16 protein-coding genes are annotated in these 22,370 nt (G+C 69.4%); 7 read left to right on the plus strand and 9 right to left on the minus strand.

What is annotated here, in order from left to right:
- Positions 1–128 precede the first annotated feature (128 nt).
- From pdxA to AC3WTD_RS15410, 6 genes are all read right to left on the minus strand, one after another.
- Positions 129–1,127: a 4-hydroxythreonine-4-phosphate dehydrogenase PdxA gene (gene pdxA, locus AC3WTD_RS15385; protein ID WP_027493437.1), complete on the minus strand. Its 999-nt coding sequence runs from the start codon at positions 1,125–1,127 to the stop codon at positions 129–131.
- Positions 1,128–1,142: 15 nt separating this feature from the next.
- Positions 1,143–2,474 (minus strand): peptidylprolyl isomerase, encoded by a 1,332-nt coding sequence (locus AC3WTD_RS15390; protein WP_027493436.1) that lies wholly within the window; start codon positions 2,472–2,474, stop codon positions 1,143–1,145.
- 35 nt (positions 2,475–2,509) lie between these two features.
- Complete coding sequence (locus AC3WTD_RS15395) at positions 2,510–4,882, minus strand: LPS-assembly protein LptD (RefSeq protein ID WP_492614302.1); 2,373 nt, start codon at positions 4,880–4,882, stop codon at positions 2,510–2,512.
- A gap of 150 nt (positions 4,883–5,032) precedes the next feature.
- Entirely contained in the window at positions 5,033–5,953 is a 921-nt protein-coding gene (locus AC3WTD_RS15400) for a histone deacetylase family protein (RefSeq protein WP_492614303.1), read from the minus strand.
- 10 nt (positions 5,954–5,963) lie between these two features.
- Positions 5,964–6,533 (minus strand): cob(I)yrinic acid a,c-diamide adenosyltransferase, encoded by a 570-nt coding sequence (locus tag AC3WTD_RS15405; protein WP_027493433.1) that lies wholly within the window; start codon positions 6,531–6,533, stop codon positions 5,964–5,966.
- 1 nt (position 6,534) lies between these two features.
- The gene (locus tag AC3WTD_RS15410; RefSeq protein ID WP_037090122.1) at positions 6,535–7,134 is read right to left on the minus strand and encodes a hypothetical protein; all 600 of its coding nucleotides are present in this window, start codon (positions 7,132–7,134) and stop codon (positions 6,535–6,537) included.
- Positions 7,135–7,233: 99 nt separating this feature from the next.
- Between AC3WTD_RS15410 and ubiH the strand changes: the two genes are divergently transcribed.
- The 3 genes from ubiH to AC3WTD_RS15425 all read left to right on the plus strand — a co-directional run bounded on the left by ubiH (position 7,234) and on the right by AC3WTD_RS15425 (position 10,617).
- Positions 7,234–8,457, plus strand: coding sequence for a 2-octaprenyl-6-methoxyphenyl hydroxylase (gene ubiH / locus AC3WTD_RS15415; protein ID WP_492614304.1), 1,224 nt, complete (start codon positions 7,234–7,236; stop codon positions 8,455–8,457).
- Positions 8,454–9,707, plus strand: a complete 1,254-nt coding sequence (locus AC3WTD_RS15420; RefSeq protein WP_492614305.1) for a UbiH/UbiF/VisC/COQ6 family ubiquinone biosynthesis hydroxylase — start codon at positions 8,454–8,456, stop codon at positions 9,705–9,707. The genes ubiH and AC3WTD_RS15420 overlap by 4 nt, the downstream gene beginning before the upstream one ends.
- A gap of 115 nt (positions 9,708–9,822) precedes the next feature.
- Complete coding sequence (locus AC3WTD_RS15425) at positions 9,823–10,617, plus strand: dienelactone hydrolase family protein (RefSeq protein WP_492614306.1); 795 nt, start codon at positions 9,823–9,825, stop codon at positions 10,615–10,617.
- An 864-nt stretch (positions 10,618–11,481) separates the two neighbouring features.
- On the opposite strand, the gene AC3WTD_RS15430 is transcribed toward AC3WTD_RS15425, so the two are convergent.
- A complete protein-coding gene (locus tag AC3WTD_RS15430) occupies positions 11,482–12,942 on the minus strand; it encodes a GTPase (RefSeq protein WP_492614307.1) in 1,461 nt (486 codons plus the stop codon).
- Positions 12,943–13,083: 141 nt separating this feature from the next.
- Here AC3WTD_RS15430 and AC3WTD_RS15435 point away from each other — a divergent pair, with 141 nt between their 5' ends.
- The gene (locus tag AC3WTD_RS15435; protein ID WP_492614308.1) at positions 13,084–16,683 is read left to right on the plus strand and encodes a hybrid sensor histidine kinase/response regulator; all 3,600 of its coding nucleotides are present in this window, start codon (positions 13,084–13,086) and stop codon (positions 16,681–16,683) included.
- Between the two features lie 57 nt (positions 16,684–16,740).
- Here the strand turns inward: AC3WTD_RS15435 and AC3WTD_RS15440 are convergent, their stop codons facing one another.
- Together AC3WTD_RS15440 and AC3WTD_RS15445 are read right to left on the minus strand one after the other, a co-directional pair.
- On the minus strand, positions 16,741–17,160 hold the full coding sequence (locus tag AC3WTD_RS15440) for a DNA polymerase III subunit chi (RefSeq protein WP_492614309.1): 420 nt from the start codon (positions 17,158–17,160) through the stop codon (positions 16,741–16,743).
- A gap of 81 nt (positions 17,161–17,241) precedes the next feature.
- On the minus strand, positions 17,242–18,729 hold the full coding sequence (locus tag AC3WTD_RS15445) for a leucyl aminopeptidase (RefSeq protein WP_492614310.1): 1,488 nt from the start codon (positions 18,727–18,729) through the stop codon (positions 17,242–17,244).
- A gap of 98 nt (positions 18,730–18,827) precedes the next feature.
- On the opposite strand from AC3WTD_RS15445, the gene lptF reads away from it, so the two are divergent.
- The 3 genes from lptF to ltaE all read left to right on the plus strand — a co-directional run bounded on the left by lptF (position 18,828) and on the right by ltaE (position 22,130).
- On the plus strand, positions 18,828–19,943 hold the full coding sequence (lptF, locus tag AC3WTD_RS15450; protein ID WP_492614311.1) for an LPS export ABC transporter permease LptF: 1,116 nt from the start codon (positions 18,828–18,830) through the stop codon (positions 19,941–19,943).
- Complete coding sequence (lptG, locus tag AC3WTD_RS15455; RefSeq protein ID WP_492614312.1) at positions 19,940–21,040, plus strand: LPS export ABC transporter permease LptG; 1,101 nt, start codon at positions 19,940–19,942, stop codon at positions 21,038–21,040. The genes lptF and lptG overlap by 4 nt, the downstream gene beginning before the upstream one ends.
- A 70-nt stretch (positions 21,041–21,110) precedes the next feature.
- Positions 21,111–22,130, plus strand: a complete 1,020-nt coding sequence (ltaE, locus tag AC3WTD_RS15460; protein WP_492614313.1) for a low-specificity L-threonine aldolase — start codon at positions 21,111–21,113, stop codon at positions 22,128–22,130.
- Positions 22,131–22,370: the final 240 nt, after the last annotated feature.

The raw sequence follows: 22,370 nt of genomic DNA on the forward strand, positions 1-22,370 counted from the left end.
TGTGAGCGAGTCCGGGCGTGTACCGGACTCGCGATCGAAGAAAACCACAGGATGTGGTTTTCTTCACAAGCTCTGAGCGAAGAGGAGCGGGGAACGAGAGTGGTGGCCTGGCTGCTTTTGCTCACTTCTCACTCCTCTTCGTGCTCTTCTCGCTGGCGCGCCGCCAGCGCCAACGCGAGGTTTGCCGCCGCGATCAGGCTGGATGGATCGGCGCGGCCGCTGCCGGCCAGGTCCAGCGCGGTGCCGTGGTCGACCGAGGTGCGGATGAACGGCAGGCCGAGGGTGAGGTTCACGGTGCGGTCGAACGCCTCGCTCTTCAACACCGGCAGGGCCTGGTCGTGGTACATCGCCAGCACGGCGTCGTAATGCGCGCGCTGTGCCGGCACGAAGGCCGTGTCGGCGGGCAGCGGGCCGAGCAGCTGCATGCCTTCGCGGCGCAGGGCGTCGAGCACCGGGATCAGCGTGTCGATCTCCTCGCGGCCGAGGTGGCCGCCTTCGCCGGCGTGCGGGTTGAGCCCGAGCACCGCGATGCGCGGCGCGGCCATGCCGAATTTGCGCTGCAGCTCGGCGTGCACGATGCGCAGCGTGCGGGTCAGCGCAGCCGGCGTGATCGCCGCCGATACCGCTGCGAGCGGCAGATGGGTAGTGGCCAGCGCTACCCGCAGTTCCGGGCTGGCCAGCATCATCACCACGTCGGCGCGCGCGCGTTCGGCAAAGAATTCGGTATGTCCGCTGAAGCGGATGCCGGCGTCGTTGATCGAGGACTTCTGCAGCGGCGCGGTGACCACCGCGTCGTAGCGGCCAGCCATGCAGCCGTCGGCGGCTTCGGCCAGCGTGTCCAGCACGTGACGGGCGTTGCGCGGGTCCGGCCGCCCCGGCACTTCCTCGATGGCCAGCGGAACGTGGTGCAGACGCAGCGAGCCGGGGCGGCGTGCCGCCTGGTGGCTGCCGTCGTCGTCGGTGAGTTCGATGGCCACGCCGCAGCGCGAGGCGGCGCGTTGCAGCAAGCCGCGGTCGGTGATCGCTACCAGGCTCGCCGCCAGCGGCGTGGCGGCCAGGCGGATCAGCAGTTCGGCGCCAACGCCCGCCGGCTCACCCGCCGTCAGCGCGAGCCGGGGCAGTGGCATGGTGTCCAACCGCCGTTACGGCGAGCTGGCGGCAGCCTGGCTGTCCGCGTCGCGCAACTCGGGCACCAGGACGTCGACATAGGCGTTGGAGCGCAGGTCGCGCAGGTAGTCGTCGTAGACCTGTTCGGACTTGCGCGTGCCGATGGCCTGCCGCGCCTGGTCGCGTTCGATCTGCACGGTCTGGTCGCGCTGGCGTTCGCCGAGCCGCTGCACGATGTGCCAGCCGGCGGCGCTCTGGAACGGCTGCGATACCTGGTCGTCCTTCAGCTGGGCCAGTTGCGCGGCAATGGCCTGGCCCCATGCCTGCGGCGGAAACCAGCCCATGTCGCCGCCGATGTTGGCGGTGGTGTCGTCCTTGGAGTTTTCCTTCGCCAGCGTGGCGAAGTCCTCGTGCTTGTCGACGACGCGGTGGTACAGGTCCTGCGCCTTCTGCTGGGCCTGCGCCGGGGTCAGCAGGTCGCTTGGCTTGATCAGGATCTGCCGCGCGTGCAGCTCGGTGACCATCTTGCGGCTGTTCTGGCGCTGATCGACCAGCTTGAGGATGTGGAAGCCGGTTGGGCCGCGCAGCGCCGCGCTGACGTCGCCGGGCTTCATCGAAGCGAGGGTGTCGGCGAACGCGGGCGGGATCTCGTCCAGCCGGCGCCAGCCGAGGTCGCCGCCGTCGAGCGCATCGGGCGCGTTGGAGTAGCGGATCGCGGCGGCGTTGAAATCCATGCCGCCCTTGATCGCGGCCAGCGCCTGCTCGGCCTTGGCCTGGCTGGCCTGGATCGCGGTGGCGTCAGCGCCGCCCGGGATGCCGATCTGGATGTGCGCCAGGTGCACCTCGCCGGCCTTGTAGGTCGGGCTGCTGAGCAGGTTGTCGATCTCGCTGTCGGTGACCGAGACCGAATCCTGCACCACGCTCTGGTGCAGCCGCTGCACGGTGATCTGGTCGGCCAGCTGCTCGCGGAACGAGGCGAAGCTGGCGCCGCTGCGCTCCACCTCGGCACGCAACTGCTCGGGAGTGAGCTTGTTCTGTTCGGCCACGCCCTGCACGGCCTGGTCGACGTCGGCATTGGAGATGCGGATGCCCTGGTCCCGCGCCTTCTGGATCTGCAGGCGCATCAGCACCAGCCGATTCAGCACCTGCTGCTGCAGCACGTTCATCGGCGGCAGCTGACCGGCGCGGCCGGCGTACTGTTGCTGCACCGAAGCCACGGCGTCGTTCAGCTCGCTCTGCAGGATCACGTCGTCGTTGACCACCGCCGCGATGCGGTCCAGCGGCTGGTCGGCCGGCGCCAGCAGCTGGGCGTGGGCGGGGAGCATGATCGCGAGCGCGAGCAGGAGGGATGCAAGGGATTGCTTCATCAGTGGAAAGCCTGATTTCGCCGGGGCGAATGCGTTTATTGATAGCCGAGAATATCACGGCGCAGCAGTGGATCGATCTGGCTGCCGGTGGAGCCCAGCCCCTTGAAAACCACCTCGAACATGACGGCATTGTCGCGATGGTTGATGTTGCCGCCGGTCGGCGCCGGACCGAAGCCGTAGTAGCTCTGGTTCACGTAGCTGCGCCCCACCAGCCGCAGCGACACGCAGCAGCTGTCGTACTCCACGCCGGCCAGTGCATCGACGCTCTCGCGATCCTTCACCGAGTAAGTCCATGCGCCCACCAGCCGCCAGCGCTCGGACACCGGGTAGACCACGGAGGCGTTGTATTGTTCCAGCAGGCCCCGACGGTAACGGTAGGAGAAATTGAGGACGCCGTCGGTGCGGATGCGCCGCTGCAGCTGCACCGAGGCCAGGTCGGTGAGACGGGTGTTCGGGCTCCACTGATAGCTGCTGCCCAGGCGCCAGCGCTCGCTGAGCTGCACGTCGAGCTGGGCCACGTAGGACGAGCGGACCCAGTCGGTGCCCAGCACCTTCTGTGGGCTGAAATAGTGGATCTGGCCGATGCTGGCCGATACCCGCTCGACACCACCGTCGTCGAGCAGGCGGCTGGTCAGCGCCGCGGTGAGGTTGTTCGCGTCCATCTGGCGGTCGGCGCCGGAGAACTGGTTGGTCGAGAACAATTGCCAGTAGTCGAACGACATCACGTTGGTGTCGAACAGCGGCAGGTTGTCCTGCTTGCGGTACGGCACGTACAGGTAGTACAGCCGCGGCTCCAGCGTCTGCGTGTAGCTGCTGCCGAACAGCGTGGTGCTGCGGTCGAACACCAGTCCGCTGTCGAGGCTGACGATCGGCATCGAGCGGCTCGGCGACTTCTGGTTGAACGGCGAGGTTGCACCGCTGCCGAGCTGCCCACCGTAGCCGTAGTTCTGGTAGCTGCTGTCCAGCTGGTAGGCGGTGTAGCGGTAGCCGAGCCGCGGGCGCACGAACCAGGCCGAGCTGCCGAAGTCGGCCGCCAGGTACGGGTAGATGTCCTCGCGCTGGCCTTCGACGAAGCCCGCCTTGCGGAACGCCACCGCCGAGCTGTCCACGCCGACTTCCAGCCAGCGCGACAGCGGCACGTCCAGGCTGAACCTTGCGTAGGGCAGCTGCTTGTAGGGCAGACCGTAGTCGGTGACGAACGGGTTGACGTTCTGGTAGATGGTGCCCCCGAAGGAGGCGTTCCACCACTTGCCGCCACCCATGATCGCGGCATTGGAGGCGAGCGTGTAGACGGCGGAGTGAGACAGGGCATCGCCGTAGTCGTACAGGTAGCTGCTGTCCGAGGCGTGGTTGTACGAACCCACGAACTGCCAGCCTCGCCACAATTGCGTGCTGTCGGAGAAGTTGACCAGGTAGCGCGAGTCGCCCTTGGTGACGGCCAGGCCGTCGTTCCCGCCGCGGTCGTCCGGCACGTACTCCACGTTGAGCTGGCCGCGGCTGCCTGCGGTCAGGTAACGGAATTCGCCGGCCAGCATCGCACCGCGCGCGCTGTAGTAGCGCGGGTCCAGCGTGGCGTCGTAGTTCGGCGCCAGGTTCAGGTAGTACGGCGTGCTGATCTCGTAGCCCGAGCGGCTGGTGTGGCCCACGGTCGGGTAGAGGAAGCCGGTCTTGCGGCGGTCGTCGACCGGGAAGCTGAAGTACGGCAGGTACAGGAACGGCACGTTGCCGAGGCGCATGGTGGCGTTGCGCGCCACGCCGACGCCGGTTTCCTTGTTGATGGTGATGGACTTGGCGCGGAACTCCCACAGGTGGTGGCCAACGTCGCAGGTGGAGTAGGTGGCTTGCGAGTAGCGCGAGTGCTGCGCATCCAGCATCTGGCCCTGGCTGGCGGTGCCGTTGCCGCGCGCGTCGAGCATCTGGTAGCGCACGTCGTTGGCGGTGCCGCGGCTGGCCTCGGTGTTGCCGCGCATGCTGGAGGCGGCCAGCAACTGGCCGGCCTCCTGGTAGCGCACGTTGCCGCGGGCGTCGTAGTCGGTGTTCTGGTCGTTGTAGTCGATGCGCTCGGCCTGCAGCTGCTGGTCGGCGCGCTGCAGCTTCACTTCGCCGGAGAGGTGGTAGACGGACTGGTTGGAGCTGTCCACGTGCTGCGCCTGCACCAGGGTGGGGCTGGTCTCGCGCAGGCTGGCGTCCTTGCCCAGGCTGGGGTCGTAGAACTCCAGCAGGGCATTGGGCCGGCACATGGCGTAGTTGAGCGGGCGCGGCGCGCAATGGAACGAGCCCAGCGGACAGGCCTGGTTGGTCGGAGCGGCGGGCGGGGCCGGGGGGGTGCTGGCGTCGGCCTGGCCGCCGAACAGGGCAAGGGCGGCAGCGACCGCCAGCAGGCGGCGTGGAGGTAGCTTGGGCGTCACGGGGAATCTGCCGGCTTCGAAGGCTCGTTAAGCTAGCAGAAAGACCCCCCGGACGGCAGGTGAAGCTTTGTCGCCGCACGCCGGGGATTCAGCCGGGACGGGTACTGGAAGGGAAATCCGGAGTGGGAAAGCAAGGCGCCGTGCGGCGGCCTAGCCGATGAGGGCGCCGACGTGCGCGCCCACGCAGGCGGCCAGCGCGCCCCGGTCGTAGCCACCTTCCAGGGTGGACACCATCCGGCCGCCCGCATGCGCGTCGGCCAGTGCCGCCAGGCGTTCGGTGATCCACGCGTAGTCTTCGCTGCCCAGGCGGATGTCGGCCAGCGGGTCGTTGCGGTGGGCGTCGAAGCCGGCCGAGACCAGCACCAGCTGCGGCTTGAACGCATGCAGCCGCGGCAGCAGCACGCCGTCCCACAGCTCGCGGAACTCGTGCGAGCCGGCGCCCGGCGACAGCGTGCCGTTGACGATATTGCCCACCCCGCGCTCGTCCTCGCGGCCACTGTCCGGGTACAGCGGCGACTGGTGGCTGGAGGCGAACAGCACGCGCGGCTCGCGCTCGAAGATGTCCTGGGTGCCGTTGCCGTGGTGCACGTCGAAGTCGGCGATGACCACCCGCTTGAGCCCATGCGCGACCAGCGCATGGGCCGCGCCCACCGCGACGTTGTTGAACAGGCAAAAGCCCATCGCCTGCTCGCGCGTGGCGTGGTGGCCGGGCGGCCGCACCGCGCAGAAGGCGCGTCGCACCTCGCCACCGAGCACCGCGTCGACCGCCGCGACCACCGCGCCGGCGGCACGCAGCGCCGCCTCGGTCGAGCCGGGGCCCATCACCGTATCCGGATCCAGCGCGAGCATCTCGCCCGCCGGCGCACCGAGCAGGACCTCGCTGATGTGCGCCGCGCCGTGCACGCGCTGCAGCTGCTCGCGGGTAACCCGCGGCGCCTCGATGCGGTCCAGCGCGGCGAAGCGGTCGTGGTCCAACGCCTGCAGCACCGCCTGCAGCCGTGCCGGCCGCTCGACGTGCCCCGGGCCGGGGTCGTGCTGCAGGCAGGCAGGATGGGTGTACAGCCGCAGCATCGCGGCGGCTCTAGGTCGCGGAGGGCTTGCGGCGGCGCTCGTGCTGCCACAGCACTTCGCCGTGGCCGCTGGTGCGGGCCAGCACGCGCGAGATCACGAACAGCAGGTCGGACAGCCGGTTCAGGTAACGCTGCGGCTGGTTGCGGATGTCCTCCACTCGCGACAGCGCGACCACCGCGCGCTCGGCGCGCCGGCACACGGTGCGTGCGAGGTGGCTGCAGGCTGCCGCCATGCCGCCGCCGGGCAGGATGAATTCCTTCAGTGGCGGCAGTGGCTCGTTGAGCGTGTCGAGGATGCGTTCCAGCCGCTCGATGTCGCTGTCCTCGACCATCGCCATGCCCGGAATGCACAACTCGCCGCCGAGGTCGAACAGGTCGTGCTGCACCTGGGTCAGCGCCTCGCGTACCTCGTCATCGACGCCGTCGGCGGCCAGCAGCATGCCGATCGTGCTGTTGAGTTCGTCCACCGTGCCGTAGGCATCGACCCGCGGCGAGTCCTTGCCCACGCGCGAGCCGTCGCCGAGACCGGTCGAACCGTCGTCGCCGGTGCGGGTGTAGATCCGCGAGAGGCGGTTGCCCATGTCAGTGCCGGGTGTAGCCGCGGTGCGGCGCGGCGTGCGCCAGCTGGGTCGCCAGCACGTGCAGCACTGCGCCCAGCGCCACGTACACGGCAGTGCCGGCGAGAAACGGCAGATACCAGTCGCCGAGGTTGCCGAGCCACGCGCCGAAGCTGCGCGGCGCCGGCACGCTGGCGCTGATCCAGTAGAAGCTGCCGTTGGAGACCAGGTAGCAGGCACCCTCGGCCACCAGCAGCGCGCCGGCCGCGAGGCCCAGCGTGCGCAGGTTCAGACCCTGCTGGCGCTTCGCCAGCCAACTGCCGCCCAGCCACAGCGCGCCGTAGGACGGCAGCAGGAACCAGTAGGCCGGCGACACGCAGTAGTGGCTCCAGAAGTCGATGCCCTGGCCGCTGATCACCAGGTAATCCATCAGCACCGCTTCGGCCATCAGCAGCGGGAAGGCCCAGCGGCCCTGGCCGCGCAGCCAGAAGCCGGCGAGGAAGAACACGCCCCACGAGGCGTCCCACAACGCGTGGTGCAGCAGCGAGGGATGGAAGCGGGTGACGCCCATCACCAGGGCCAGGCCCAGGAAGATGGTCAGGCGTCGGGTCGTTGAGGTTGCCATGTGGACTCCGTGCAGCTCGGCGGGATACAGGTCTCCAAGTTTAGCCCAATGCGACCGGCCCAATGTGTCGGTGCCGCGCCGGCGCGTATCATCCACGGCATGAATGCTTCCGCATCCCCTGCCGGCGGCAGCGTGCTGGTCATCGGCGGCGGCCTGGTCGGCACCAGCCTGGCGATCGCGCTGGATGCCGCCGGCGTCGCCGCCACCCTGGTCGAGGCCGCCGCGCCGCGCACCGATGCCCAGCCCAGCTACGACGAGCGCAATCTGGCGCTGGCCCGCGCCACCGTCAACGGGCTGGAGGCGATCGGCGTGTGGCGGCACGCGGCCGTCCGCGCCACCCCGATCCGGCACATCCGCGTCACCCGCGCCGGCGAGTTCGGTAGCGCACGCCTCGATGCGGAGAAACACGGCGTCGACGCGCTGGGCTGGACCCTGCCGGCACGCGAACTCGGCGCGGCGCTGCTGCGCCGGCTCGACGAATGCACCCGGCTGACCCGGCTGGCGCCGGCGAGACTGGCGTCGCTGCAGCCGTTGCCCAGCGGCTGGCGCGCCCAGGTCGAAACCGCCGACGGCACGCGCAGCCTCGACACGCCGCTGCTGGTTGGCGCCGACGGCACGCAGTCGTTCGTGCGCGCGCAGCTGGGCATCGACGCCGAGAGGCACGACTACCGGCAGACCCTGTTCGTGTGCACGGTCACCCCCGAGCGCGAGCACGCGAACCGCGCGTGGGAGCGTTTTTCCGATGAAGGGCCGGTCGCCCTGCTGCCGCTGGCCGAGCGCCGCTGCGGCTTGGTGCTGACGGTGGCGGCTGCCGAGGCCGAGGCGGTGGCAGCGCTGGACGACGCCGGTTTCATCGCGCTGGCGCAGCGCCGTTTCGGCTGGCGGCTGGGCCGGCTGAGTCGCCCGGGCAAGCGGCATCCATATGCGATCCAGCGGGTCGCCGCGGCGCAACTCATTGCGCCGCGTGCGGTGCTGGTGGGCAACGCGGCGCAGACCGTGCACCCGATCGGCGCGCAGGGTTTCAATCTCGGCCTGCGCGATGCACTGACCCTGGCCGAACTGGTCGCCGCCGCGCCCGAGCCGGGCGCATCCGAGCTGCTGGCGCGCTACGCCGCGCGGCGCGCGCCGGACCGCGAGGGCACCATGGCGATGAGCCACGGCCTGGTGCAGCTGGCTTGCCTGCCGCAGCCGCTGCTGGCGCCGCTGCGCTCGCTGGCCCTGCTCGCCTGCGACCGGCTGTCGCCGCTGCAGCGCGCACTGGCGCGGCGCGGCATGGGTTTCCGCGGCGAGCCGCCGCTGGCGGTGCTGGAGCGTCTGCCATGAATGCACCGGCACAGGAGATGACTTCGCGTCGTCGCCCGCCCGCGCTGGACGTGGCCGTGGTCGGCGGCGGCATGGTGGGTGCTGCCGCGGCGCTGGCCCTGGCGCGCGCGGGCTTCGCCACCGCCCTGCTGGAGGCGCACGCGCCGGCGGCCTGGGATGCGCATGCCGAGGTGGACCTGCGCGTGGTCGGGCTGGCGCCGTCGTCGGTGATGCTACTGGACGAATTGGGCGTCTGGACGTCCATCCGCGCTGCCCGCGCCAGCCCGTACACGCACATGCACGTCTGGGACGCCGCAAGCGGCGCGGCGATCGACTTCGACGCCGCCAGCGAGGGTCGCGACCGGCTCGGCTACATCGTCGAGAACAGCCTGGTGCAATGGACGCTGTGGCAGGCGCTGGACGCCGCACAGGGAAGTGCCAGTGCCGCGGGCGCAGGACGCGCAGGAGCCAGTGTGCGCCGGCTGTGCCCGGCCGAAGTGCGCGGTTTCGAGGCGCGCGAGGATCGCATCCAGCTGGAACTGGCCGATGGCGAGACTCTTTCCGCCAGCCTGCTGGTGGCGGCCGACGGCGCCGGCTCGCCGCTGCGCGCACTGGCTGGCATCGGCACGCGCGGTCGCGACTACGCGCAGCGCGCGGTGGTGGCCCACGTCGCCACCGAACGTCCGCACCAGGACACTGCGTGGCAGCGCTTCCTGCCGTGCGGTCCGCTGGCGCTGCTGCCGCTGGCCGACGGGCGCAGCTCGATCGTGTGGTCGCTGCCCGAGGCCGAGGCGCAGCGCGTGCTGGTGCTGGACGACCAGGCTTTCCTCGACGAACTCGGCGTCGCCAGCGATTTCCGGCTGGGCCGGATCGTCGCCACCACGCCGCGCGCGGCGTTCCCGCTGAAGCTGCAGCTGGCCGAGCGCTACCAGGCCGACCGTTTCGTGTTGCTGGGCGACGCCGCGCACGCGGTGCATCCGCTGGCCGGGCAGGGCGTCAACCTGGGCCTGCGCGACGTGGCCGAACTGCGCGACACGCTGATCGACGCGCGTGCCGCCGGTCGCGACATCGGTGCCGCCCACGTGCTGCGTCGCTACGCGCGGCGCCGGCGCAGCGCCGATACGCTGGATGCGCTGGGCTTCGATGCCCTGGCCCGCATCTACGCCTGGCAGTCACCGGCGCTGGTGGCCGCGCGCGGCATCGGCGTGCGCGTGCTGGACCGCCTCGCGCCGCTCAAGCGGCGGCTGTCGGAACACGCTGCCGGACTGTGATCTTTGCTCCTCCCCCTGCTTGCAGGGGGAGGAGCACCGCAACCCTCCCCTGCGACCGAAGGGAGTCCCTTTGGGACAAGCAGGGGAGGGAGTCCACATCACCGGAGGATCGATCATGCGCATCGCCCGACTCTGTTGCCTGCTGTTGCTCGCCGGTTCAAGCCTTGCCGTTCAGGCGAAGATGGTGCATCGCCCGATCGAATGGACCCAGGACGGCACCCGTTTCCACAGCGTACTGGTTTACGACGACGCGTCGAGCGCGAAGCGGCCGGGCCTGGTGATGGTGCCGAACTGGTATGGCGTCAACGACGTGGCCGTAAAGAAGGCCGAGATGATCGCCGGCAAGGATTACGTGATCCTGCTCACCGACATGTACGGCGCCAACGTGCGCCCGCAGCCGGGCCATGCCGACCAGGCGCAGGCGGCGGTGAAGCCGCTGTACGGCGACCGCACGCTGATGCGCAAGCGGATCAATCTGGCGTTGGATCAGCTGAAGGCGCAGGCCGCCAGCGCGCCGCTCGACGCATCGAAGTTGGCTGCGATCGGCTTCTGCTTCGGCGGCTCGGCCGTGCTCGATCTGGCGCGCAGCGGCGCCGACGTGGCCGCGGTGGTGTCGTTTCACGGTGGTTTGGATACCGACAACCCGGCACTGGCGAAAAATATCAAGGCGCGCGTGCTGGTCATGAACGGCGCCGATGACAAGGGCACCATGCCGGATGCGGACAAGTTCATGGACGAGGTGCGCATGAGCCCCGCCGACTGGCAGTTCGTGGTGCTCGGCCACGCCGTTCACTGCTTCACCGAAGTCGGCGAGAACTCGCCCGGCTGCCGCTACGACGAGCGTGCCGCCACCCGCAGCTACCGCCTGATGCACGACTGGCTGCGCGCGGCGTTTGCCGGCACACCATAGGGTTCTTGTTGGGCGCGATGACGCTGTTGGTTCGGGAGCAGGGATCTTGATCTGCCAGCGGCGGCCGAGTCACTTTTTTCTCTTGCGTGGCCCTGTAGCGCACTCTGTCCACAAGGGACTTCCTTCGGTCGTGCGCGATGCTCTTGCTCTTGCCGCATTCAGAGCGAAAAGCATCAGAGACAAGAGCTTTCGTGCGCCTTCGGCGCGCGAGTTACTTTCTCTTTGCGTGGCCAAAGAGAAAGTAACCAAAGAGAAAGGCCACCCCGCTTCCGCGCCTTGCGGGCATCCTGCCCGCAAGGTTCGCGCTCGGGTTACGGGGTTTGTCGACAGCACATCCTGTGCTGACGACAAACTGGCCGGCATCCCTGCCGGCCACCCTGCGGGCTTTTCCTCCACCCGCCCGCCGCTGCAGAGGGGACCCCGGTAGAGCAGCGCGCTCCCAGCAGCGCGCACTTTTCAGAAGAGCCAGATCAAGAGCGAGAGCGAAGCCACAGCAAAGCGACGCTTTGCTGTGGCTGTTGCTTTTCAGCTTCATCACCGAGTGCGGGCCAGGATGGCCCGCAGCTTTACCCGGGGCCCCTGTGCGGCGGTGAGCCGGGGTCGACAGGCCGCGCAGCGGGAGTCGACAGGGATGTCGGCTCCTTTTCGTCCGGACAGGAGTCCGGTCGAAAAGCCCGGCCCCGGCTCACGGACTTGCCGGGCAGGATGCCCGGCAAGCGCCAAGCGGGGTGTCGTTTTCTCTTGGGTACTTCTCTTTTGGACAAGCAAAAGAGAAGTACCTCGGCCTCCGCAGGAGGACGAAAGCTCTTGGGCTTTTTCTCCGGATGGTGAAAGGCGACTGTCGCGCACACCAGCCGCCACCCCTCAATCCGCGCGTTCGCGCACCGCTTCCATCGTCAGCGCGGCCAGCTGGCGCAGGCGGGTGCCGCCAGTATCGGCGAGCAGTTCCTTGAGGCGTTCGCCGGCGTCGTGCTGGTCGAGGCTTTTGCGTTCGGCCAGCGAGGCGGCCAGTGCGCGGCCCATCGAGTCGAAGATCAGCGCGTAGGCGAAGGCGTGCAGCACGCCGCCGCCCAGCGTGCCGAGGCCGGGGAAGGCTTTCATCGCGTTGCCGGCGACAGCCAGCACGATCGAGCTGCCGGTGCGCAGGGTGAGTCGGGCCTGCTGCACGAAATCCTCGATCTGCACGTCGCTGACTTTCACGCCATAGAGTTCGGCGAGCGCGCGGGTGAGGCCGGTGGCGAGCACGCCCTGGATCACCAGGTCGCTGCCCGGCGCCACCGCGGCCAGCGCGCCGACAATCGCGCGGCGCGCGTACTTGCGCACGACGCGTTCGGCTTCTTCTGCGCGGGTCAGCGCCTCCAGCGTACCGGTGCGCTGGTGCAGGCCGGCCAGTACTGCCTGCTCGCGCAGCAGCTCCAATCCTTCGGCGCCGGGCGCGGTGAGCCGTTCGAGCGCCTGCAGCAACGGCTCGATCGCCGGCTTGCGCTGGCGCTCGACCGATTCGGTGCCGCCGTCGGCAAGCTGGCGTTGGTAGCGTTCGCTGCCGCCGGCACTGATCGCCAGCACCGCGCTGGCGATGCCTTGCGCATGCCGGCGCAGGCGTGCTAGCAACTGATCGCGTTCGGCATCGCTCCACTGGTCGGCCTTGTTCAGCACCAGCAGCAGCGGCTTGCCGAAGTCGGCCAGCCAGCGCAACTCGTCGGCCTGGCCGCGGTTGAGGTCGCCGGCGCACAGATAGATCACCGCGTGCGCGCGCAAAGCTTCCTCGCGCGCCAACGTTTCGTGCGCCTCGCCGCCGGCCTCGCGGCTACCGGGCACGTCAGCCAGCACCAGAGTGCGGCCATCCGGCAGGTGGCCGTCGTAATGGCCCACGGCGCGGGTGGTGCCGCCGCGCACGTCGCTGGCCACCTGCGCATGCGGCGCCAACGCGCGAACCAGGCTGGACTTGCCGCTGGAGATCTCGCCGAACAGCGCGACGTAGACGCGCGCGCTGGTACGGCGGCGATCGAGCTCGCCCAGTTCGGCCGCCAGCGCGCCGGTGTCGGCGCCGCGTTCGCGCAGCTGGCCGATGCGCTGCTCCAGGCTGCCGCGATCGGGTGTCGGCGGCGGCCGGCGTCGCCGGCGCGGACGCAGCAGCCACCACAGCACGGCGAGGCCGGTCGCGGCGAAAACCAGCAGCACGCCGCCCAGCGTCCACTGCAGCCACGTCGGCAGATCCAGGAAACGCTGCGCCAGCGCCAGCGCGCGTTCGGCGGCGGCGAACAGCAGCCATAGCAGCGCGGCCACGGCCAACGCGGTGAGCAGCAATCGCAGGCGTCGGGACATCCGCGCATTCTAGCCAGCTTCCTGGCGCCGACCCTGCGCAGCCCTGTTCGCGCCCGCGACGTGGTTTTGGCACTATCGTGTGCCGGAATGGGGCTTCGGCCGAGGCCGGCGCAGACTCGCAGCGCCGGATCGGGGGGACTGATGGGGAACGGATCAAGGTTGTCCGCTTGGCTGCTGGGCGTGGTCCTGGGCGCGTTGTTCGTGTCCATGCCCGCTGCCCTGGCAGAACCCGTGGTGGCGGGCACACCGGCGGCGGCTCCGTTGCCGACGCCGCAGTTCCGTCGCTACGGGACGACGGACGGTTTGCCGAGCGGCGCGATCTACGCCGCGGCACAGGATCGCAACGGCCTGATGTGGTTTGGCTCGGCCGGTGGTCTGGTGCGCTTCGACGGGGTCGGTTTCAAGGTGTTTCGGCATGCGACAGATGACCCGAACTCCTTGCCTGCCAACCCCACGTATTCCCTTCTGATCGATCGCGACAACCGGGTCTGGACCGGTGGCATTTCGACCGGGCTGACTGCCTATGACCAGAAGAGCGAGCGCTTCCGGTTGTGGACGCACGACGACAAGCAGGCGGCCAGCCTGGCCAGCGACGAAGTCTGGGGCATGGCACAGACGGCCGACGGCACGTTGTGGGTGGCCACGGAGGGCGGCCTCGATCGCCTGCGACCGGATGGAAGCGGGTTCGACCACATACCGCTGGACGTTGGCGGTGGGAAACGCTCCGCCTCGTTCGGCCAGACGCGGGCGCTGTTTGCCGGGGCCGACGGTCGGCTGTGGATCGGTGCGGAAAGTGGCCTGTACCTGCGCGAGTCCGACGGCACGATGCACAAGGTGCCGGTGGATCCCTCGTTTCGCGGCGACCTGGGCAAGACCTGGCGCATCGACGGCGGGCACGGCGAGATCCGGGTGTCGCTGACCGGCGGTCTGCTGATCATCGGCGCCGATGGCGTGGCGCGGCCGCTGGCGAGCCGGCAGCTGTCATCGCAACGAATCATGAGCAGCACCCGCGACGCATCGGGCCGATTGTGGATAGCCACGGCCGAAGGTGTCTTTCTGGATCAGGTCGACGGGGATCATGCCGATGGACAGCTGCAGCGGATCGCTGCTCAACCGCTGTTGCAGGGTGGGCTGCCCAGTAGCAAGACGTGGCAGACGACTCTCGATGGCGAAGGTGGACTATGGATCACCTTCGAGCAATCCAGCATCGCCTACCTGCCGCCGGGATGGGGCGGGTTCTCCCGCTTTACCCACATTCCGGACGATGCCGACAGCCTGACCGGTATTGCGGCGTCGACGATTCTCATGGGCCGCGATGGCAGGTTGTGGCTGGGTGGCAACGATGGCTGGATCGACAAGCTGGATGCGGTGACCGGCCGGATACAGCATGTCGTGCAGGGCATCCAGGGGCAGATCGTGTCGCTGGCAGAGGATTCGCGTGGCCGCCTGTGGATCGACAACCCGCCCCAGCTCCATCTGCTCGACCGAGGCAAGCTTGCTTCGATCGATCTTGGCCATGCGCGAGTGACGCGACCCGTGCTGCTCTGTGCCGGCGACGCTGGACGGGTGTACGTCGCCTCATGGAATGAAGGCGTGTTCGTCGTCGACCCCGACAGCCTGGCCATTGCGCCGGTAGCAATGGAGCAGGGCAGCGACGGCATCCTGCGTCCCGATCAGATCACTTTCCATGCGGGCAGTCTCTGGTATGCGAGTGAGGGCGGTTTGCTGCGGCAGGATGAGAAGGACGGGAAACTGCGTTTCGTGCCGGGCATACCGCGGCAGGAGATCGTTGCTTTCGCCTTCGATGCGACCGGCTTCTGGCTGGCCACCAATGGCTCGGCGCTCGAACACTACCGGTATGCCGACGGACATGCCATGCAAGATGACGGCATCGACCTCGACCACGAGGGGCTCAAGTCGGATCTGCGCGACTTGCGGGTGGATCGACAAGGCCGGTTATGGGTGTTTGCCAATCCGGGCTTGTGGCTGTTCGATCAACATACGCGCCGCTTCAAGTCGTTTGGTCCGGCGCATGGTCTGTCGAATGCAAATTTCGACGGCACCGCGACTGCCATGGCACCCGGCGGAATGATGTTTGTCGCCAGCAGCGGCGGTGTCGTGGCGTTCCAGCCCGAACGGTTGCTGCAGACGGAGAAGGCCGGCTCGTTGCCGGCGCTGTCGCTGGCGTATCTCAACGTGCAACGCGCCGGCGAAGTACGCGCCATCGCCCTCGACAGCAAGGTGGTGCAACTGGGTTGGCGCGATCGTGACCTGCGCGTGGGTGTACGGCTCGCTTCGTTCATCAACCCCGCGGTCAACCACTACCGCTTCCGGTTGAGCGGGTTCGACAGCGGCTGGGTCGATGCGGGCAACCGCGCCGAGCGGGACTTTGCGGGGCTTGCTGCGGGCGACTACACGCTGGAAGTGCGGGCTGCCGGTGCCGATGATCGCTGGGTCGGGCTGGCCACGCCGATCAGCATCCATGTGCAGGCGCCGCCGTGGCTGCGCTGGTGGGCGTGGGCGATCTACGTGCTGCTCGCGGCCGCGCTGGCCGGTCTGGTGCTGCGCGGCTGGCGGCGGCGCATGGCGCAACGCCATCGCATGCAGCTGGTGGAGCAGCAGCGGCAGCTGGCCGAGGCGGCGAGCGCGGCGAAGACGCAGTTCCTGGCCACGCTGAGCCACGAGATCCGCACGCCGATGACCGGCGTGATGGGCATGGCCGAGTTGCTGCTGAGCACGCCGCTGAACCGCCAGCAGCACGACTACACGCAGGCCATGCAGCGCTCCGGCGGGATGCTGCTGAAGCTGCTCAACGACGCGCTGGACCTGGCGCGGATCGAGGCCGGCAAACTGGAACTGGAGCCGGTGCCGTTCGAGCCGCGGCAACTGCTGGAGGACGTGGCGCAGCTGGAGCAGGGCCTGGCGCACGCCAAGGGCATCCGCTTCGTGCTGGAGCTGGCCGAGGAGCTGCCGGCCCAGCTGCTGGGCGACGCGGTGCGGATCAAGCAGATCCTGCTGAACCTGGCCAACAACGCCTTGAAGTTCACCGAGCACGGCAGCGTCATCTTGCGCGCGCAGCGGATCGAGGGCGGCCTGCAGTTCAGCATCAGCGACACCGGCCCGGGCATTCCCGAGGCCAGCCAGGCGCGCTTGTTCCAGCGCTTCGAGCAGGCCGAGAGTCCGCAGCGGCGCGCCGGCAGCGGGCTGGGGCTGGCGATCTGCCGCGAGCTGGTGGACATGATGGGCGGCAGCATCGAGCTGGAATCGCGGCTGGGCCACGGCAGCACGTTCCGCGTGCGGCTGCCGCTGAGCGCCCCGGCGGTGGCGCCGGCGCCGGTGGAGCGGCCGAGCGGGCGGAGCTACCGGCTGCTGCTGGTGGAGGACGACACCATCGTGGCGGCGGTGATCCGCGGCCTGCTGGAGCGCGAGGGCCATGCGGTGGTGCACGTGGTGAACGGGCTGGCCGCGCTGGCCGAGCTGGCGCATGCGCAGTTCGACGCGGTGCTCTTGGATCTGGACCTGCCGGGCGTGGACGGTTTCCAGATCGCGCGGCTGATCCGCCAGCGCGAGCACGCCGGGCTACGCCTGCCGATCGTGGCGGTGACCGCGCGCCAGGGCAGCGAGGACGAGGCGAAGGCGCGCGCGGCGGGCATGGACGGCTTCCTGCGCAAGCCGCTCAGCGGCGAACAGCTGGTGGCCGCGCTGGTGCGGGTGGTGGACGGCCCGATGATGCCAGCATGAGCGCCGGGACGGGCGCCCACCGACGTCCCGCGTCGGGAGCTTCGAACAGGCTCCAGCTCACATGTCGTACTTGTGCAGCTCGAAACCCAGCCGCTGGTACTCGCGCCAGCGCGTACGCGAGCCCTCGCGTTCGGCCGGGTCGGCGGCCACCACTTCCAGCACGCGCTGGTAGCGGCCGGCGGGGCAGCTCTCGCGCAGGTTGATCAGCAGCGGCCGGTCGGCGCTGTCCACGCCTGGCGGCGCGATCAGCACCGCGGTCTGCTCGTCGTCGTCATCACCGGCCAGCTGGTGCGGGATCATCGCGTCGTCGTCGAACGCCCACAGCAGCTCGTCCAGCGTCTCGGCCTGGGCAAAGTCGCGAGCCAGGATCAGCGTCGGCTGCTCGCCGGCGAATGCCTTCTTCGCCAGCTCGCAGACCAGCAGCAGCGGCTGCTCGCGGAAGCGCGGCTTGTCGATCAGGTAGAAGTCGGCGCGCATATCAGGATTCGGGATTCGGGATTCGGGATTCGGGATTCGGGATTCGACGGGGTGCGGGCTTCGGCTCTTACCAATCCCGAATCACGAATCCCGGTCCAACAGCCACTGCGCCAGCAGCGCCACCGGGCGGCCGGTGGCGAGGCCCTTGCGGCCTTCCTCCCAGGCAGTGCCGGCGATGTCCAGGTGGGCCCAGCGCTGGCCGTCGGTGAAGCGCGACAGGAAGCAGCCGGCGGTGATCGCGCCGGCGCTCTTGCCGCCGATGTTGGCGACGTCGGCGAAGCCGGAGTCGAGCTGCGCCTGGTAGTCGTCCCACAGCGGCAGGCGCCAGGCGCGGTCCAGCGTTTCCTCGCCGGCGGCGAGCAGTTCGGCGGCGAGGTCGTCGTGCTTGCTCATCAGGCCGCTGGCGTGCTTGCCCAGCGCGATCACGCAGGCGCCGGTGAGCGTGGCGGCGTCGACCAGCGCCTGCGGCTGGAAGGTCTGCACGGTATAGGTCAGCGCATCGCACAGGATCAGCCGGCCTTCGGCGTCGGTGTTGAGCACTTCGATGGTGAGGCCGGACAGGCTGGTCAGCACGTCGCTGGGGCGGTAGCTGTCGCCGCCGGGCATGTTCTCCACGCTGGGCACCACACAGACCAGGTTGAGCTTCAGGCCCATCTTCACCGCGGCGACGAACGCACCGAGCACGCCGGCGGCGCCGCCCATGTCGAACTTCATCTCCTCCATGCCGGCGCCGGGTTTCAGGCTGATGCCGCCGGAGTCGAAGGTGACGCCCTTGCCGACCAGCGCGTACGGCTTGTCGCCGTCGTTGCCGCCCTTGTACTCGAGTGCGATCAGCCGCGGCTTGTTGACCGAGCCGCGCGCCACCGCCAGCAGCGAGCCGAAGCCGAGCTTCTCCATCTCGACGTGGTCGAGCACGCTGCAGCTGACCTTGTCCTGCGCGTCGGCGAAGGCCTGGGCCTGCGCGGCGATGTACGCCGGGTTGCAGATGTTTGGCGGCAGGTTGGCCAGCTCGCGCGCGAAGCGCACGCCCTCGGCGATCGCCACGGCCTGGTCCAGACCGGCTTGCGCGTCGGCGCTGGCGGCGAAGGTGAGCGCGGCCAGTTCGGTCTGCTTGCTCTTGTCGCGCGGCTTGAACGTGGCGGTGTAGCGGTAGGCGGCGTGGTCGCTGGCCAGTGCGGCGATGCGCACGCGCCAGGCAATGTCGCGGCCGGGCACGTCCACCTCGGTGAGATAGGACACCGCGTTCGCCACCGGCAGGCGGCCGAGCGCGCGCGCCGCTTCGATATTCACCTTCTGGTAGCGCGCCGCGTCGAACGATTTCTGCGCGCCCAGGCCGACCACCAGCACGCGTTGCGCGGCGACGCCGGCAGGCGCGAACAGCACGGTGGTGGAACCAGCCTTGCCGCTGATGTCGCCGCTCTCCACCTGGCGCTTGATCGCGCCGCCGGCGGCACTGTCCAGCTGGGCCGCCGCGCTGGTCAGCACGCCCTGTTCGTACACGCCGATCAGCACGCAGGCGCTGTCGACGGTGGCGGGGGCGGCGGCGCCGAGGCTGAACTGGAGTGTCATCGGGGAGGTTCCTGCGTGGGCCCGGCGGCGGCCGGACAGGCTAGACTTGCGGTTTGCCGGCCGATCGGCCGGGCCGTTCAAGCGGACAAGTTTATCGCATGCTGAGCATCCTCGACCGCTACTTCCTGCGCGAGCTGGCGCAGACCGTGGCCGCCACCGTGGTGGTGCTGCTGGTGATCGTGGCCGGCAGCGCGTTCGCCAAGGTGCTGCAGCAGGTGGCCAACGGCAGCTTCCCGGCCAGCGTGATGTTCCAGGTGCTGGGCCTGCGCACGCTCGACGGCCTCACCAACATGCTGCCGCTGGCCAGCTTCGTCGGCGTGCTGCTCGGGCTGGGCCGGATGTACCGCGAGAGCGAGATGCACGTGCTGTCCTCGTCGGGCATGGGCCCGCGCGGGTTGCTGCGGCCGATACTGATGCTCGGCGGGCTGCTGGTGGCGCTCACCGCGCTGGTTTCGCTGGGACTGGGGCCGTGGGCGGTGCGCACCAGCGACGCGCTGGTGGCCGAGGCGAACCGTTCGGTGATCGCGGCCGGGCTCGACGCCGGGCGCTTCACCGAACTGCCAGGCAGGGGCGGCATCATCTTCGTCGACAGCCTGAGTCGCGACGGCAGCAAGCTGGGGCGCACTTTCGTGGCGAGTCAGAGCGAGGGCAAGGACGGCCCGCCGCACCTCAAGGTGGTCAGCGCGGCCAGCGGCGCGCTGTACCAGGAGAGCAACGGCGAAGGCCGCTTCATCGCGTTCAAGGACGGCTGGCAGTACGACATTCCGCTGGGTGCGAACAACTGGCGGCAGATGCAGTACCGGCGCAACGACACCTCGCTGTCCAGCGTGCAGGCCAACGACGACGATGACCCGGCGCATTCCAAGAGCAGCTGGACGCTGTTCCGCTCGGTCGACCCGACCGACCGCGCCGAATTCGCCTGGCGCGCCAACGCACCGCCGCTGACCTTAGTGCTGCTGCTGCTGGCGTTGCCGCTGTCGCGGCAGAGTCCGCGCGAACCGAAATACGGCCGCCTGCTGCTGGCGGTGGTCACCTTCTATCTCTATTACACGCTGCTGGCGCTGGGCCGTGCGCAGATCGGCAAGGGCCACTGGCATAGCGAGGCGCCGCTGTGGGCGCTGCACGCACTGGTGCTGGCGCTGGCGCTGTGGATGCTGTGGAAGCAGTATTCCCCGCGCAAGCTGCGCGGGTCGTCGTCGGGTGTGCCGGCATGACGGTATTCAACATCAAGCGGGTCGACCGGCTGGTGGCGCTGAGCGTGCTCGGCTCGATGCTGATGGTGTGGCTGGTGCTGACCGGCTTCGATGCGGTGACCCAGCTGCTGCGCCAGCTCGGCAACGTCGGCAAGCATGGCTACACGCTGAGCAATGCGGTGGCCTATGTGCTGGTGACCTTCCCGCGTCGCGCCTACGAGATGTTCGGCAATGCCGCGCTGATCGGCGGCCTGCTCGGCCTGGGCGGGCTGGCCAGCACCGGCGAGCTCACCGCGTTGCGCGCGGCTGGCATGTCGCGCCTGCGCATCGCCGGCTCGGCGGCGGGCGTGGTCGCGGTGCTGATCGTCGGCGTGGTGATCATGGGCGAGACGCTGGCGCCGTGGGGCGACCAGCAGGCGCAGGCGATGCAGTTGCGCGCGAAGACCGGCAGCCTCGGCATGGGCACCAGCAGCGGGCTGTGGGCGCGCGACGGCGCCGACGTGATCAACGCCCGCGGCACCTCGCTGAAGCAGCGCGACGGCGTCGGCGCGGTGCAGTTGAGCGACGTGCGCGTGTTCACTTTCGGTGCGGACGGCAAGCTCAGCCGCTTCGTATGGGGCAGGACTGCCGAGCACAACGGCAAGCAATGGGTGCTGCACGACGCGCGCGTCACCACGCTGGATGCGCAGGGCACGCACGCCAGCACCGCGGCCGCGCTGCCGTGGCAGTCCAGCCTCGATCCACAGGTGCTGGCGCAGTCGGTGATCCAGCCGCAGTACCTCTCCATGCGCGACCTGCGCCGCAACATGGACTATCTCGAAGGCAACGGCCAGAGCTCCGGCAGCTACGCGGTGGCGTTCTGGCGGCGTGCGCTGTATCCGCTCAACGTGCTGGTGCTGGTGCTGTGCGCGATGCCGTTCGCGTTCGGTTCGCTGCGTTCCGGCGGGCTGGGCAAGCGCATGTTCATCGGCATCCTGCTCGCGCTCGGCTGGTACTTCCTGCAGCAGGCGATGGTCAACTTCGGCACCGTGTACGGCATGCCGCCGCTGGTGGCGAACCTGCTGCCGGCGCTGATCCTGGTGGCCGCCGCCTGGTTGTACTTCCGCCGCCGCGTCTGAACAGCCGGGCTTGTCCGGCGCGCCCGATGCGGCCAAGCTGGCTGCCCTGGCCGGAATCGAGGAGTGCACCGTGGAATGGGTTGATCTGCGCAGCGATACGGTAACGCGCCCCACCGCCGCCATGCGCGAAGCGATGCTGGTGGCCGACGTCGGCGACGACGTCTACGGCGAGGACCCCACCGTCAACGCGCTGCAGCAGCGGCTGGCCGACGAGCTCGGCTTCGACGCCGGCCTGTTCGTGCCCAGCGGCACCCAGTCCAACCTGCTGGCGCTGATGAGCCACTGCGAGCGCGGCGACGAATACCTGGTCGGCGCGGACGCGCACACCTACAAGTTCGAGGGCGGCGGCGCGGCGGTGCTCGGTTCGATCCAGCCGCAGCCGATCGCGCAGGCGGCCGACGGCAGCCTGCCGCTGGAGCGCATCGAGGCGGCGATCAAGCCGGTCGACCCGCACTTCGCGCGTACCCGCGTGCTGGCGCTGGAGAACACCTGGCATGGTCGCGTGCTACCGCTGGATTATCTGCAGGCGGCCCACGACACGGCGCGTGCGCATGGACTTGGTCTGCACCTGGACGGCGCGCGGCTGTTCAACGCCGCGGTGGCCGGTGGCGTGCCGGCGCGCGAGATCGCGCGGCACTTCGACACGGTGTCGATATGCCTGTCGAAGGGCCTCGGCGCGCCGGTCGGTTCGGTGCTGCTCGGTTCGCACGGGCTGATCGACAAGGCGCGCCGCTGGCGCAAGGTCACCGGCGGCGGCTGGCGCCAGGCCGGCATGCTCGCCGCGGCGGGCCAGTACGCGCTGGACCACCATGTGGCGCGGCTGGCCGACGACCACCGCCGCGCCGCCTACCTGGCCGGTCGCCTGCGCGAGATCGCCGGCGTCGACCTGCTCGGCCAGTACACCAACATGGTGTTCGTCGACGTGCCCGCCGGCCGACTGCGCGAATTGGACGTCCATCTGCGCGAGGCCCGCATCCGCATCAGCATCGGCTACCTGCCCACGCTGCGCCTGGTGACCCACCTGGACATCGACGACGACGGCATCGAGCGCACGGCCGCGGCCTTCGCGGCGTTCTTCGGGCACGGCTGAGCGGAGGCGCGGGTCGCCGCGGAACGAATCGGGGGGACGGTGTCGAATCCGCGAGGTTCCGTTCGTCGCCTCCGGGCCAGCCCGGTCTGGCCAGTGAGGAATGGGTCACGCGCAAATTGACCTCCCACCTGTTCATCTCCCTCGATGGCGTCGTCGAGGCGCCGGACCGGTACTTCCGCGAGGATCTGTACCAGGATCTTTCGCTGTTCGACGACGAAACGGTGGCCGGGCAGGGGCGTC

The organism is Rhodanobacter sp. FW106-PBR-R2A-1-15 (assembly GCF_058789735.1).

Coding starts and splice junctions, on each gene's coding strand:
- AC3WTD_RS15440 (WP_492614309.1), bottom strand. CDS start 17,160: ATGCGCGCCGACTTCTACCTGATCGACAAGCCGCGCTTCCGCGAGCAG.
- AC3WTD_RS15435 (WP_492614308.1), top strand. CDS start 13,084: ATGGGGAACGGATCAAGGTTGTCCGCTTGGCTGCTGGGCGTGGTCCTG.
- AC3WTD_RS15430 (WP_492614307.1), bottom strand. CDS start 12,942: ATGTCCCGACGCCTGCGATTGCTGCTCACCGCGTTGGCCGTGGCCGCG.
- AC3WTD_RS15400 (WP_492614303.1), bottom strand. CDS start 5,953: ATGCTGCGGCTGTACACCCATCCTGCCTGCCTGCAGCACGACCCCGGC.
- AC3WTD_RS15390 (WP_027493436.1), bottom strand. CDS start 2,474: ATGAAGCAATCCCTTGCATCCCTCCTGCTCGCGCTCGCGATCATGCTC.
- AC3WTD_RS15425 (WP_492614306.1), top strand. CDS start 9,823: ATGCGCATCGCCCGACTCTGTTGCCTGCTGTTGCTCGCCGGTTCAAGC.
- AC3WTD_RS15420 (WP_492614305.1), top strand. CDS start 8,454: ATGAATGCACCGGCACAGGAGATGACTTCGCGTCGTCGCCCGCCCGCG.
- AC3WTD_RS15405 (WP_027493433.1), bottom strand. CDS start 6,533: ATGGGCAACCGCCTCTCGCGGATCTACACCCGCACCGGCGACGACGGT.
- AC3WTD_RS15410 (WP_037090122.1), bottom strand. CDS start 7,134: ATGGCAACCTCAACGACCCGACGCCTGACCATCTTCCTGGGCCTGGCC.
- ubiH (WP_492614304.1), top strand. CDS start 7,234: ATGAATGCTTCCGCATCCCCTGCCGGCGGCAGCGTGCTGGTCATCGGC.
- pdxA (WP_027493437.1), bottom strand. CDS start 1,127: ATGCCACTGCCCCGGCTCGCGCTGACGGCGGGTGAGCCGGCGGGCGTT.
- AC3WTD_RS15445 (WP_492614310.1), bottom strand. CDS start 18,729: ATGACACTCCAGTTCAGCCTCGGCGCCGCCGCCCCCGCCACCGTCGAC.
- lptG (WP_492614312.1), top strand. CDS start 19,940: ATGACGGTATTCAACATCAAGCGGGTCGACCGGCTGGTGGCGCTGAGC.
- lptF (WP_492614311.1), top strand. CDS start 18,828: ATGCTGAGCATCCTCGACCGCTACTTCCTGCGCGAGCTGGCGCAGACC.